Source organism: Rufibacter ruber, assembly GCF_014138425.1.
Taxonomy (GTDB): Bacteria; Bacteroidota; Bacteroidia; order Cytophagales; family Hymenobacteraceae; genus Nibribacter; species Nibribacter ruber_C.
The window spans coordinates 666,478-679,388 of the sequence record NZ_JACJIQ010000001.1 but is presented as its reverse complement, the minus strand read 5'-3'; the positions used below and the strand labels follow the sequence as shown (position 1 = coordinate 679,388).

Here is a 12,911-nt window from a genome sequence, read left to right as displayed (position 1 = left end):
ACCAGGGCGCAGCACTGGCTTGCCCTGCATCTGCTAGCCTTTACAGCCTTGTTTATCCGAAAATTCAACCAAAATCAAAAACTCTAAACAGCTTCTATGTTTTCCGCCTTCTGCGTATAAACCCCTAACTTTCATTTTAAGTTTAAAAATGAAAGTTTTTTCACCTCAATCAGTAAGTGGTAAACGTAGGATATGACAAAAGTAATTCTGGTAGATGATCACACCTTGATCAGAGATGGGCTGAAATCTTTGCTGAAGACAGAACCAACTATTGAAATAATTGGAGAGGCAGAAAATGGGCAGAGACTCCTGGATCTCTTACAAACGATCACCCCAGATGTGGTCATGCTGGATTTGAACATGCCTGTAATGGACGGTTATGAAACCCTCAAGCAATTGCAGCTGAAACACCCTGACATTAAGGTGCTGGTGCTCACCATGCTGGATCAGGACAGCTATGTGCACAAGGTGCGTTCTTCTGGCGCCCTGGGCTATGTGCTGAAAACCGCCGGCCGTGATGAGTTGGTACACGCCATCAAGACCGTAGCTACCAACAATTCATACATATGCTCTGAGATTGCGGTGAACCTGCTCAACAAAGCCAATAACCCAGAAGCCTCTGCTCCGCAGAAAACGCCCTTAGAACTCTCTAAGCGGGAGATGGAGGTGTTGCGCCTCATTGCCGAAGGCTATACCAACGCTGAGATTGCTGACAAGCTCTTCGCCAGCAAACGAACCATTGAGTCTCACCGCCAGCACCTGATAGAAAAAACCAAAGCGCGTAACACCGCCACTTTGATCAAGATTGCCCTGCAGGAAGGTTAGATAGAATAATCATTCTGCCTAAAAAGCAACGTCTCCGTTTTTGGCCTGTTTTCTCAGAAACAGGCCAAAAACGGAGACGTTGCTTTTCTATTCACCCCAGTCCTGCTTTAGCTTTTATCTGAACAGCAATCCCCAAACCCTGAAGCGGGCGGGCATGTCTCTCCCAGTCTTCGGGGTGAAGAGGAGTGGCCTCATCTGGCTGGTTGCGGCAGATGGAACGCTGGCCAGGCTGAGAAGACCCAGGCTCAGGAGAAAGCGCAGCCGCTTTGGCTATTTCTTCTTTTTGGGCACCTGTTTCAACTTGAACACGCTTTTACCAGCATCCGGGGCCTGCATGTACTGCTGGCGCAACGCCTGCAGCTTTGCCATGGAGGCATTCACAAAAGTCTTGTCAACCGGAAGCAGTTGGCTGTCTTTTAGCAGCTTCTCAATGGGTTGTCCCGCAACCTTCTTCTTAACTGAAACATTCATACACTAAAGCTGGCCTGATTACATGTACCGACAACGAATTTAGGGGATATGTGCCACTCCTGCAATAGGGTCTTATGTATTTTCCCATATTTTTGTTGCATTCCCGAAACAATAACTTTACATTTACTTACCTTAAATTAAAGTTATGAATCCATTCCTGGGCTTCCTGTTTTTCTTCTTAGGTCTGCTTGCCTCTCTGGTGATGTGGCTGTTGGGCCTTCTGTTTAACTAACCACCCCGGTTTCTATACGTTTTGGCAACCATTGCACATACAGCGGTTGCCCGGCTTCTGATAGATGTACGTTAGAGCAGGTTTTGACCTTGTCTTTTGTATTGCATCTGGTGCATAGCAAGGCCTGCCTTGGTGGCGCTGGCCTCAGGGCTCAAACCTCTTAGGCAGTTTCCAGGCTGACCGGTTGAGCCATAAAGGCAAATGTTCAACAGGCTCTTAGCGAAGCGGTAAAAAAGCCGTACTTTTGCACCCCTCTTGGCTTTTCACCGTTGTAAGAGCAAAAGGGAAGTTTAACGTACGTCCTATGTCCACCTCTTCGCCAGCCGTCTCTCCTATTCGCCTCATGGCGCAGATGCTGGTATTGGCTCTGGTCCTGCTGGGGGTTAAATTTGTTGCGTATTTCCTGACCAATTCAAATGCCATCTTAACTGATGCGCTGGAATCAATCATCAATTTTGTGACGGGCGGGGTGGCCCTGTACAGTGTGTACCTGGCCGCCAAACCCAAAGACCAGGACCACCCGTACGGGCACGGCAAGATTGAGTTTCTTTCTTCTGGCCTTGAAGGGGCTCTCATCACCCTGGCCGGTGTAAGCATTATCATCAAATCTGCCTACAACCTGGTCTATCCCCACCCCATCCAGAAAATGGATGTGGGTATCTTCCTGACCCTGGCCACCGGCGCCGCTAATTACCTGGCAGGGCGGTATCTGGTAAAGAGGGGAACCGACCGGCACTCGCTCACCATTATTGCCAACGGCAAGCATCTACTCTCAGACGCCTACTCCAGCGCTGGCCTGGCCATAGGCCTGGGGTGCATCTACTTTACGGGCCTGCTTTGGTTAGATGCCGTGGTGGCCATCATCTTCGGCTCCTTTATCACCTACACCGGCTATGGTCTGGTGCGCAATTCTATCTCAGGGGTCATGGATGAGGCCGATCATCACCTCATGGACCGGATCATCACGGTGCTGAACCAGCACCGCCGGGAGAACTGGATTGACCTGCACAACCTGCGGGTGATTAAGTACGGCAGCCAGCTGCACATTGACTGCCACCTTACCCTGCCCTGGTATTTTAACCTGCAGGAGTCCCACAAAGAGGTGGAGTTGCTGCAAGAAATGATTACCCAGGAGATGGGAGACGTGGTAGAACTCTTCGTACACCTGGACCCCTGCCTGCCCCCGGTCAGTTGCCGCCTCTGTACCAAGTCAGACTGCCACGTGCGGGAGCATGCTTTTGTTGGGCGTGTAGAATGGACACTGGCGAATGTGAGTGAGAATCAGCGGCATGTTTTGTAGCGGTTTATTGTTTGCTGCTGCAGGGGCAGTGCGTAGCTCGCTGCCCCCAGGGCTGTGGCCGATGGTTCAGTAGTGCCTTATGGGATAATAGTTTTATAGCCCCATCTGCTGCTGGAATGCGTAGTTCGCTGTTGCCTGGGCTTTAGCGCTTGACGCGGTGGTTTATTTGCTGCATTGTTTCATCTTTTCCGGTAAGCGCTCACGGCCGCGGGGCCCCGTCCTGGCGGTGAGCACTGCTGTTAAAACTAGGCCCTCCGGCCTTGCCTTCGGCACCGTATGAACAGAGGCGCTCACCGCCAGGACTGGTCTGGGTTCCTCTCCTGCTACTTCCTTACTTGCTCATTCTGCCTCTGCACGTAACCGCTGCTGATCCGCTAGCCTGGGGCGAGCCCGTGCTGCGCACATCCGTTATGGCAGGTGCACCTTTGTTAGACGAATTGCGTTTCTGGCCTGTTTTCCGGAAAACAGGCCAGAAACGCACTGGGGTTTTCTCCCACTTCTGTTCCCCCTAATCCAAGCTTAGGAAGCTGGGCCTGCCAGGGCGGCTGTCGGCAGCGGCCAGGAAAAAGCGGCCTCACATCTCTTATGCCCTCTTCTGGTCTCTAAGGTGCGGAAGTTACTTCGGTGTTTTGCTGATATTGAGTAAACCATCTCTTCTAAAAAGTCGAAATACCCACTTGGGTCTTCTTAATTGAAACTGCCGTTAGGCCTGAACATGGCTGCACCAGTCGCTATGCCTGGTCTGGTTCCAGAGGCTTTTCTCAGATAAGCACCTCCGCTTTGGCACTTGCTTACCCTTTGATTGTGCAGGCGAAAACAGGGAGCAACAGGTTCTTCTATCCCGTTTTTAGAGCAGTCTGCCAGCGCCATGGGGCGAGGCAACCGCCAGGTCAGGCTATTTGCGCCCGTTGGCGGCACAAAAGACACACCTAAACAGGCTCTTCGCTCATAAGAATTTATAAGTTATCTCCTAAACAGAAGGAATGACAATTTCTGTTTTCGGGCTGTTTTCCGGAAAACAGCCCGAAAACAGAGGAAGCTCCCACCCGTGCAGCACCCTATACCTTGACCAGCCAGGTACGGGATGGGCTTAATCTATTTCAGCCGGGGCAGACCTTTGTTTGAGCCAGAGGTCCGTAACAATGGGGTAGTGGTCAGACAGGTTCTGGCGGATGGCGCGGTAGCCTGTGCCTACCAGCCGGGGGTCATGGAGCAGGTAGTCTATCCGGAGGATGGAGAACAGCCCGTTGAAGGTATTGCCCAGACCCCAGCCGCTTTCCACAAATGCGTCTTCCAGCCCTTTGCTGATTTTATTATAGGTAAAGGAAGCCGGGGGGTCATTGAAATCGCCGCAGACAATCACCGGGTAAGGGGAACCCTGGATGTGCCTGGCTACCACCTCTACCTGCCGCGCCCGCTTTACCGCCCCTACCTGCAGCCGCCGAATGATGTTGCGGGAGGCGGCAATTTTATCGTCACGGGTAGGTTGGGCATTGGGGTTTCCCAGAAACTCATAGTCTTCGCGCTTAAACCGGTTTGACTGAAAGTGCACATTGTAGACCCGCACCGTATCTTGCCCAATCTTCAGATCTGAGTAGATGCAGAGGTTGTTCGTTTCTTCATTGAAAAGAATGTTCCCCTTCTTCAGAATAGGGTATTTGCTGAAGGTGGCAATGCCCCAGTGGTCTGTTCCGCGTAGCGTCTCGGTATAGGCTACATGATGGTTGTTGGCTCTCTGCAACTGTACCAGGGTGTCAAGGTTGTTCCGGTTAGGCTTTGAAGAAGTATAGAATTCCTGAAAGCAGATGATGTCTGGCAGCTCCTCTTGCAGCACCTTGAAGATTTTGTCACGGGTCTTGGGGTTGCCCGTCCATTCATACAGGTCAAAGAGGCGGGCGTTGAAGCTGAGAACCCGTACTTTTTCTGACTTGGCCGGCACCTCTGTCTGGAACAGGTTGAGCTGGATTTGGGTCTGCAGATTGTCAAAGCTTACCAGCACCGCCAGCAGCGAGATAAAGAGCGCCCGGCTTTTCACCAGCAACCAGTACAATACAAACAGCAGGTTCACCAGCAACAAAATAGGGTACGCCAACGCAATGAGACTGGCGGGCCAAAAGACTGCCGGGTTTATGAAAGATGCCGCGTGCGAAATAAGGAGGAGTACGGCGGCCCCCATGGTGAGCAGCACAATGACCTTAAACAGAAAACTCCGTTTTACCTTCTTCCCTGGCACAGCAATTGACTTGTTGAGAATCCCCACGCATTAAAGATACAAAGCAGTTATTTGTTTAGAAAAGTATGAGGGAGAAAGAACTGCACACCCTGCGAAATACAACCTTTTTATACCATCATCTGGATTCAGCTGACAGGGAAACGGGACGAAGAAAACACGTTTAGCTATCCCCCCCTCTACCAGGAAGCCCAATCAAAGCCAAACTCTTGTTAGAGGTTCTGCGGCGTGCCCCTTGGCTTTTCTGATTGTTAAATCACTTCTAGCATTGGCGGCATGTGTAGAAACGCTCATCTCCCTGTGTAGCCTGAGACCCTATTTGCGGCCACGCCTCAAGTGGCACCTCTGTTTTGGGGCTGATTTTAAAAAAGCAGCCTAAAAACAGAACCTGCCCTTCCTCTGAAACACCCCAGGGAGCGCTTGCACCAGAAAGAAGAAAAACATCATTCAAACTCAAACAGAGAACCTTTGGTCCATACAACCAGGCCGTTCATTTTTTTCCTTAGCCATCCTCCCCTCTCTTATAAATAAGTGCTCCAGACAAGCCCCCCCCATTTCACCGGATAAAAGAAACGGCCAACAGGTGTTGTGTTGCTTTAGCAGTGTACAGCGTTAGCGAGTGGAATTACCTTTGATCTTACTGCTGCAAAAGGCCTCAAAAAAAACAGTCTTTCCCTCATACTCACCTTTGCGCCGGTTTGGTGGGAATAAGGTCTTGGGCAGAACATACATGCCTACTTTTCGGCTGGGAGACCAGCGTGCCAACTGCTGTATTAGATCTGCTAAAAGAAAGTAAGTTGTTTTCCGGATTTGGGGGTAAAAAGGGAAAGGTCATAAGCAGGCATTTGTCTGTCTTTGAAATGCTTCTGGTAAGAGATTTTGAACAGCGATCTGATGGTCTCTGCCCATTTGCCCTCCCCTACCATGCGTCTCCCAAATTGGCTGTCATTCAGAGTGCCGCCGTGGCAGGATTTAATTTGGTTCAGCACCTTTGAAGCCCGCTCAGGGTAGGCCTTGGTCACCCAATCTTCAAAAATCTCCCCAATGGCACCGTTCAGACGCACCACCGTATACGCTGCAGACAAAGCCCCCGCATGGGCCGCCGCCTCCAGGATGGCGGGTACTTCATGGTCATTTAACCCCGGAATGATAGGTGCCACCATGACATTCACCGGCACCCCGGCTTCAGAGAGGGTCCGGACCACCCCCAGCCGTTTCTGACCGGTAGCAGTACGGGGCTCCATCTTCTGCCGAAGAGACTCCTGCAGAGTGGTGACAGAAACACTCACGTGCACCAGCCGGTGGCGGCTAAGTTCCTGCAACAGGTCAAGATCCCTGAGAATCAACGCATTCTTGGTAATCAAACTTACCGGATGCCGGTACCGCAGGAGCACTTCCAGCAGTTGGCGGGTGAGTTTCTTCTTTGCCTCAATGGGTTGGTAACAGTCAGTATTGCCCGCCAGCATGATAGGCCGCACCACCCAGCTTGGTTTTTCCAGCTGGGCCTGCAGCACCTGTGGTGCATTTTCTTTAATGACGATTTTCTGCTCAAAATCAACCCCGGCCCCTAGCCCCCAGTAGGTATGGCTGTTTCTGGCATAACAGTAAATACAGCCATGCTCGCAGCCCTGGTAGGGATTCATGGAATAGACCAGACCCAGATCAGGGGAGTCTACCTCATTCACAATTTTCTTAGGGTTTTCTATGAAAAACTGAGTAGCCGACTTATGCTCCCATGCCTCATCCACCCCTTCCAGATGTTCTACTACGTACTCATTTTTCAAGTACGGGCTGGAAGGATTATACTGGGCCCCTCTCCCTTTAATATACTCTTTGTTCTCTTTGACAGAATCTGAACCCATGGTAGTAGCCATCAACATGAATGCTAATATATTTAGTATTTATGTGTTTTTCAACTATATTCCAATACTTTTAGCAAAACCTAGAGATTAAACTCGCCTTCTCTTATTCTCTTTAAGCAGTATGCCGGTTGGGAACCGCTGTATATTCTTCTGCTGCAAAGATTTTAGAGGAACAATTGATAGGGGAATCTGTAATGAAAGCCTGGGAAGAACTGCACGTGAAGGCACACCACTTTAAACGTTTACAGAACCCGTTCAACCTCCTGCTTCTATCAAATGCTAATCTTGAAAAATCACCAGAAGTAGTTCCTTAGACCTGGGGGCAAGGGAGGAACAAATACGTATTTTTACAAAATAATTAATATTCTTATCCTTAGAGGCAGCTGAAATTATAACAGCCTCGTACAAAGGCTCATGTGTAAATTGTTCAACCTTAACCTATACACAAAAGCTATGAAACTCAAAGGAATTAATTTGTTTGCCACATGTGCCATTGCCTCTGCTTTGGCTTTATCTTCTTGTGGTGGCAGCGGAAACCAGGAAGACCAGGCCAATGGCACTACCACTGACAATACCTCAGTAGACAGTAATACCATGGATGACGGCACCAGCACCACCACTGACATGGGGGGTGACACCACTATGATGGGCACCACAGGTACTACTGGCACTACAGCCGGCACAACCGGTACCACTGCCGGAACTACTGGTACTACCGGAACCACTGCGGGCACAACGGGTACCACTGCGGGCTCCACAGGCACCACTGCCGGTACAACCGGTACCACTGCCGGTACTACAGGCACCACTGCCGGTACAACCGGTACTACTACAGGAACAACCGGCGGCGGGACCACTGGCCGCTAATATCACTTTCTCTTTTCAAAAAGAAGGGGCTGGCAATGACACAAGCCCCTTTTTTTGGCATTAGCCCCTTCTGTAGGAGTCATATTCAAATCATAATTTTGCAGGCCAGAAGTGCCAGAGCAAGGTTCTGCACAAGCAGTTTTTGAGGCGCGTAACCAGAAAAGGATGAGCGCAAGTTCTTTTGTGGCCTTTTGTTTCGTAAAAGCCACATGTAAACCGGCTTTAAGGGCAGGCTTTCATCTGGTCCCGCACTTCACCAAAGGAAATCTTTTGTATAGGCGAGTTAAATTCTTTGTGCAGGTAATTGATAATGTTGGTGATATCTGCCTCTGTCAGTTGATTATTGCCCGGCATGGGTTGGTTATAGGTTTTACCATTCACCTGAATTGGCCCGTTTATCCCATTCCTGATGAGGCAGGCCAGTTCTGCCCGGTGCTGGGCCGCATAGTCTGAATCTAACAACGGCGGAATCACCCCCCGCAGCCCCTCCCCATTCTCCAGATGGCAACTGGCACAGTGGCGGGTGTACAGCAGCTGGCCCTCGTCTTTACGCTCTGTAAAGCACCCAGCCACAGCTATCCCAAGTATGGCTACCAGAAAGAGGTTTCTCCAACGCATCTGCTGTCAGTTATTTTGTCTTCTCCTGCAGGAGCAGCTCCATGTCTTGCATGAGCTTATCTACTTCCTGTTCATTGGTGCCGTCATAATGCCCCCTTATTCTGCGTTTTTCATCTATAAGCAGGAAGGCACCGCTGTGCTCAAAGCCACCCGGTGCTTCATTGCTCTCCAGGGCGCTGGTCAGGTAATGCTTCTGGGCCAGGTCTAAGATGGTGTCTTTGTCTCCGGTTAGAAAATGCCAGGTTTTGCTGCTCACCCCCAGCCGGTCAGCATATTCCCGCAACACCGCCACGGTATCATGGGTGGGATCAATGGAGTGGGACAACAGCGCCACCCTGGGGTTGTCTTTGTACTTCTCATACACCCGCAGCATCTGGCTCTTCATTTTAGGGCAGATAGACGGGCAGGAGGTAAAGAAGAAGTCTGCCACATAAATTTTATTGGCTACCGTCTGGGGCGTGACCATCTGGCTGTCCTGATCTAAAAAGGCGAAATCAGGAATGGAATGGTAGACCGTATCTACTTTCGGCTGGCCGTCTACCATGGTTACCTTGGGCTCCCTTGGCCCCAGAATAGGCAGCGACTTCTTTTCATCTGACGTAGACGTGCAGGCGCTTATGAGGCCCAGCCCCAGCAAGGCTCCTAGTACTATTTTTCTCATGGATGCTTGTTTGTAAGTTGGGCAGCCAGGGAATCAGCTACTTTAAGGCTCTGCTCAATCTCCTGGCGTACTTTCTGAATCTTTTCCCTCTCATCTTGCAGGTACAGAAGGGCTTCCTTGGGTTTCTGAAGGTCAGGAATACGGTAGGCCCGCATCCACTGCATCATGTGCTCATCTGCCTCCAGCAGCTTGGAGACGCCATACCTGACACCTCTTTGTCTGGCTGAATCTGCTGCGGGCAAGGAATCCTGTAACCGTAGCAATTCTTTACGGTGTGTGTAAAGATCCCCCATTTTGGCCATAGAGGAATCATGGAGGGCCATCACCTCTTCGTGCAGCGTTTTGGCCTGGTTCTGGGCAGATGGCTCACAGGCAGTTCCCATGAGTACCACAGCGATCAGTACAGCCATATATTTTCCCATACTTCTTGAGGAGTCTGTTTCTTGGGCAAAGGTAGAGCCTGCACCAATAGAACGCACACTCTTTGGCAAGATTATCACCCGTCTCCAGCAAAACTTTCCTTCTGTTTTTTTATCACACAGCCCCACGCCGTTTGACTCCAGCCAACCACATGCTGGTGGTTTCTCTTTGGGAATAAGGGCCTGACAACAGCTTGACAGGTAAGCCGCCCCCACACCACCTGAACTTGAAAGAAAATCACCTCCCCCCTTTCTTGGTTGAATTCGCATTTCAAATAACTTATAAGCAGTTTCTGTTTTGGGGCTATTTTCCGGAAAACAGGCCAAAAACAGAAAAACACATTTACTCAACCTTCTTTTCTTATTCCAGGAATCTACACCCAATCATTATAGTTCATTAGGTCAAGACACACACGCAAATACATTTTTTGTATCCCACTAATTCAAGCACTTTTACACCTATTATGCTATAAAAACTTAAACTTAGATAATCCCTCAACAAAACCCATGTTTACACCAACCCTTTCATTGCATTAAATCCACTATAATAACAGTCCCATCTCCTTATTTTTACACCTTTAACTATTGTAGAAAATGCTATCAATTTTGTAGCATCCGGCTTTTAGTCACGCATTCCCAGCTTAGACTTTGCCTTGTTAGATGGTCTACTTCATCTAAAAGCTAAAGCTTTTACGCTATTCTATAAAAGAGCAGCAGAAACTTTTAACCACATTTATTTAAATACTAGGAATATCAGCCAAGTACAATATTATTTTAAAATAAAGCTCACAAAAATTTCCCTACTCTCAATTTAACTTCACAAAACAAGCTATATAACAACATATTACAATTAAAATAACACTTCTCACTTCAACCATTCCTCCTGCCCATATTTCCTTAATTCAATTACACTTCATATTCATTTGCTACTCTTCTGTAGATAAAACCTTTAAATGAGGCACAGATCCTGATTCAGCGGCAGAGGTAATCAAGCTGATGAAGACATACTTGATACCTCCTTCCTACCCAGCTTTCATTCGGACTACCTTCTCCGGCATTTTAACACATATTGCTTCACATTATTTTTTAGTTTATCTTTCCCTTAAGCGTTAATAAAAAAGACTTTAAACACATTAATTAAAGCCATAAACCCACATTACCATTTCAAAAAAAACTTCCAATTAGCAACAATTACCCAAGCAAAATAATCTTTACATTCACTTCCTTCTCAAGCCCCACACCATACCCTACACACACCTCAAGCCCTCCATTAGAAAGCTCTTCCACATGGACTCAGCTAATTACTTATACATCAAACAATAGTGTAAATTATGGAAAGAAGAACGTTCAGAAAAAAGCTTTTACTGCTCTCTTTTTTATCTTTAGCCCATTTTTTCTATGCCTGCAGTGAAAAGGAAGAAGTTGAACCGGCCACAGAACCTGGTGGGGGAATTATTGATCCGCCAGCGGGAGAACCTTCGTCTGGTGCCCCTAATGGCCTTTACCCTGTTGCCTGCGCATGTAACATTGGGGTTTTAGATTGGACCTCAGACAATCTGGACATTTACAGATCTGAGGCTGCTGACTGGTCCCTCCCGGCGGCAAAAGTTTGGAGCTTTAAGCCCTCCACCTCCATTCCTGGCGGCAACTGGACAGCCACCGAAAGCGCGGCCCCAGGATGGGACAACCCTACTGACATGAAAATGCGGCTAAACAGCATACTGGGTCCTGACATTGAATGGATTGCGGCCGTAGGTGGCGAAACGGCGTTGATCACCAATGCTTCCAAAGTCAAAAAGTGGTCAACTAATATTGGGAGTGGCCAGAATCCACAGAGCATTGAAATTCTGGGGAACGGCAATGTAGCGGTTGCCGCCGCCGGGGGCAACTGGGTGAAAGTATTTGCCACCCGTAACAACACCAGTGCCACCTACCCTCTCTATAATGCCCATTCGGTCTTATGGGATGAAACCAACGGCAGGCTTTGGGCAACAGGCCAATTAACCAGCGGTGGCCCGTGGAGCATTGTGGCTTTTACCGTTGGTACCGGATCTGCCCCCGCGTTAGAACTGGATGCCTCCCGCACTTTCACTACTGACCAGACCCTCCTTCGGCACCTGTCACCGGTGGTGGGGCAACCAGATAAATTCTGGGTTTCTGCGGCCGAGGGGGTGTTCTTTTACAACAAAGTCACGAAAACCCTCTCACCCCATGACGGCAAGGTTTTCAACAAGCCAGGGGTTACGGGTACGTCAAACCAACCTTCCGGCGAGATCATTCAGGTGGAAGGGAACAGTAAAGTGAATGTGTTCGGCACGCATGCCGAAGGAACCGGGGTGCTCATCACGTCCCACTTGCTGGCGGGCAATATCTACAAAGCCGTTCCTCTCAACCCCAATTATGAGTACAGGAAATACTACGGCATTGCCACGTTTAACGTGCGGGTGGCGGTAGACGGCGGCAATAAAGCCTGGTCAGTGCGACGGCCGTTGGTCAGGGATTTAATCAGGAAATATGATTTTGACATCTGGGGAAGTCAGGAAGCCAACGGCAACCAGATCACGCATTTAGCCAACGATTTACCTGAATACAACAAAATAGGCACCGGGAGGGATGACGATGGCACCGGCCCCGGCACTTCTGAGCACAGTGCGCTTTTCTACAAGAAACAGCGGTTTGCCGCCCTCGCCTCGGGCCAGTTCTGGTTGGCACCCGGCGCCCCTACCACCAAACCCGCCAACAAACCCTGGGGCACCTCCTTCTACCGCATTGCCACCTTTGCCCGACTCAGGGATAGGTACACCGGCGAAATCTTCTGGGTGTTCAATGCCCACTTTGACCACGCCAGCGAGAATGCCCGGGTGAACAGCGCCAACTTAATGCTTGCCCAGATAGCCGAGAAGGCAGGCAACGAACCCGCTATTCTTCTGGGCGACCTCAATGCGGGGCAGAACCAGGATCCGTACCTGATTCTCCACAACTCCGCCTTGTTAAGTGATGCGTACCAGGTGGTTCCTGCAGCAAAAAGATACGCCCCTGCCAGAGGCACAACCAACGGTTTTGATTTAAACAACACCGGCAACAGACGCATTGACCATATCATGCCAACCGCTACCTGGCAAGTGTACAGTCACAACGTCTTGACAGATGCTCCAAACAGTATTCTGCCGTCTGACCACTACCCCGTTCTGGTGGAGATGAAGCTACCGTAACACATCCACGCCTGGGTTTTTCCAGAAGAGGTTAGGCGGTAACTGCCTAACCTCTTCTGTTTTACAGCTTGTTCGCCCCCTGAAAATAATACAAAGGAAAAATGAAGCGCTTTACGTTGACTAGAAGCTGTGATATGGAATGAAGAATAGCCAGCTCAATTTCTGTTTTTAGCCTACTTTTTTAAAAACAGGCCGAAAGCAAAAGACAGTATTG

At 49.4% G+C, this 12,911-nt stretch carries 10 protein-coding genes; 4 read left to right on the top strand and 6 right to left on the bottom strand.

Annotation, left to right across the window (positions count from 1 at the left end):
* Positions 1-192: 192 nt before the first annotated feature.
* A complete protein-coding gene (locus FHS90_RS02625; protein WP_066839421.1) occupies positions 193-825 on the top strand; it encodes a response regulator in 633 nt (210 codons plus the stop codon).
* Positions 826-1,095: 270 nt separating this feature from the next.
* Here FHS90_RS02625 and FHS90_RS02620 read toward each other — a convergent pair whose 3' ends face one another.
* Positions 1,096-1,296, bottom strand: a complete 201-nt coding sequence (locus FHS90_RS02620) for a hypothetical protein (RefSeq protein ID WP_066839419.1) — start codon at positions 1,294-1,296, stop codon at positions 1,096-1,098.
* Positions 1,297-1,832: 536 nt separating this feature from the next.
* On the opposite strand from FHS90_RS02620, the gene FHS90_RS02615 reads away from it, so the two are divergent.
* Entirely contained in the window at positions 1,833-2,828 is a 996-nt protein-coding gene (locus tag FHS90_RS02615; protein ID WP_182511541.1) for a cation diffusion facilitator family transporter, read from the top strand.
* A gap of 1,090 nt (positions 2,829-3,918) precedes the next feature.
* Here the strand turns inward: FHS90_RS02615 and FHS90_RS02610 are convergent.
* Both FHS90_RS02610 and FHS90_RS02605 read right to left on the bottom strand, forming a co-directional pair.
* The gene (locus FHS90_RS02610) at positions 3,919-5,061 is read right to left on the bottom strand and encodes an endonuclease/exonuclease/phosphatase family protein (protein WP_153042877.1); all 1,143 of its coding nucleotides are present in this window, start codon (positions 5,059-5,061) and stop codon (positions 3,919-3,921) included.
* A 779-nt stretch (positions 5,062-5,840) separates the two neighbouring features.
* On the bottom strand, positions 5,841-6,920 hold the full coding sequence (locus FHS90_RS02605) for a PA0069 family radical SAM protein (RefSeq protein ID WP_182511539.1): 1,080 nt from the start codon (positions 6,918-6,920) through the stop codon (positions 5,841-5,843).
* Positions 6,921-7,373: 453 nt separating this feature from the next.
* On the opposite strand from FHS90_RS02605, the gene FHS90_RS02600 reads away from it, so the two are divergent.
* Positions 7,374-7,787 carry a hypothetical protein gene (locus FHS90_RS02600; protein ID WP_182511537.1) on the top strand — a complete coding sequence of 138 codons (414 nt, stop codon included), beginning with the start codon at positions 7,374-7,376 and terminating at the stop codon, positions 7,785-7,787.
* A 222-nt stretch (positions 7,788-8,009) separates the two neighbouring features.
* Here FHS90_RS02600 and FHS90_RS02595 read toward each other — a convergent pair whose 3' ends face one another.
* Genes FHS90_RS02595 through FHS90_RS02585 form a run of 3 tightly spaced genes read right to left on the bottom strand, consistent with a single transcriptional unit; the run spans position 8,010 to position 9,869 of the window.
* On the bottom strand, positions 8,010-8,405 hold the full coding sequence (locus FHS90_RS02595; protein WP_182511535.1) for a c-type cytochrome: 396 nt from the start codon (positions 8,403-8,405) through the stop codon (positions 8,010-8,012).
* 10 nt (positions 8,406-8,415) lie between these two features.
* A complete protein-coding gene (locus FHS90_RS02590; protein WP_066839298.1) occupies positions 8,416-9,066 on the bottom strand; it encodes an SCO family protein in 651 nt (216 codons plus the stop codon).
* The gene (locus tag FHS90_RS02585) at positions 9,063-9,869 is read right to left on the bottom strand and encodes a hypothetical protein (RefSeq protein ID WP_182511533.1); all 807 of its coding nucleotides are present in this window, start codon (positions 9,867-9,869) and stop codon (positions 9,063-9,065) included. Before FHS90_RS02585 ends, FHS90_RS02590 begins: the two co-directional genes overlap by 4 nt.
* A gap of 947 nt (positions 9,870-10,816) precedes the next feature.
* Between FHS90_RS02585 and FHS90_RS02580 the strand changes: the two genes are divergently transcribed.
* Positions 10,817-12,697 (top strand): DUF6528 family protein, encoded by a 1,881-nt coding sequence (locus FHS90_RS02580; RefSeq protein ID WP_182511531.1) that lies wholly within the window; start codon positions 10,817-10,819, stop codon positions 12,695-12,697.
* The last annotated feature ends 214 nt before the right edge of the window (positions 12,698-12,911 follow it).

Excerpts from the sequence above, each read along its gene's own strand:
- FHS90_RS02625 (WP_066839421.1), top strand. The coding sequence starts at position 193 with ATGACAAAAGTAATTCTGGTAGATGATCACACCTTGATCAGAGATGGG.
- FHS90_RS02615 (WP_182511541.1), top strand. The coding sequence starts at position 1,833 with ATGTCCACCTCTTCGCCAGCCGTCTCTCCTATTCGCCTCATGGCGCAG.
- FHS90_RS02595 (WP_182511535.1), bottom strand. The coding sequence starts at position 8,405 with ATGCGTTGGAGAAACCTCTTTCTGGTAGCCATACTTGGGATAGCTGTG.
- FHS90_RS02600 (WP_182511537.1), top strand. The coding sequence starts at position 7,374 with ATGAAACTCAAAGGAATTAATTTGTTTGCCACATGTGCCATTGCCTCT.
- FHS90_RS02620 (WP_066839419.1), bottom strand. The coding sequence starts at position 1,296 with ATGAATGTTTCAGTTAAGAAGAAGGTTGCGGGACAACCCATTGAGAAG.
- FHS90_RS02590 (WP_066839298.1), bottom strand. The coding sequence starts at position 9,066 with ATGAGAAAAATAGTACTAGGAGCCTTGCTGGGGCTGGGCCTCATAAGC.
- FHS90_RS02605 (WP_182511539.1), bottom strand. The coding sequence starts at position 6,920 with ATGGGTTCAGATTCTGTCAAAGAGAACAAAGAGTATATTAAAGGGAGA.
- FHS90_RS02580 (WP_182511531.1), top strand. The coding sequence starts at position 10,817 with ATGGAAAGAAGAACGTTCAGAAAAAAGCTTTTACTGCTCTCTTTTTTA.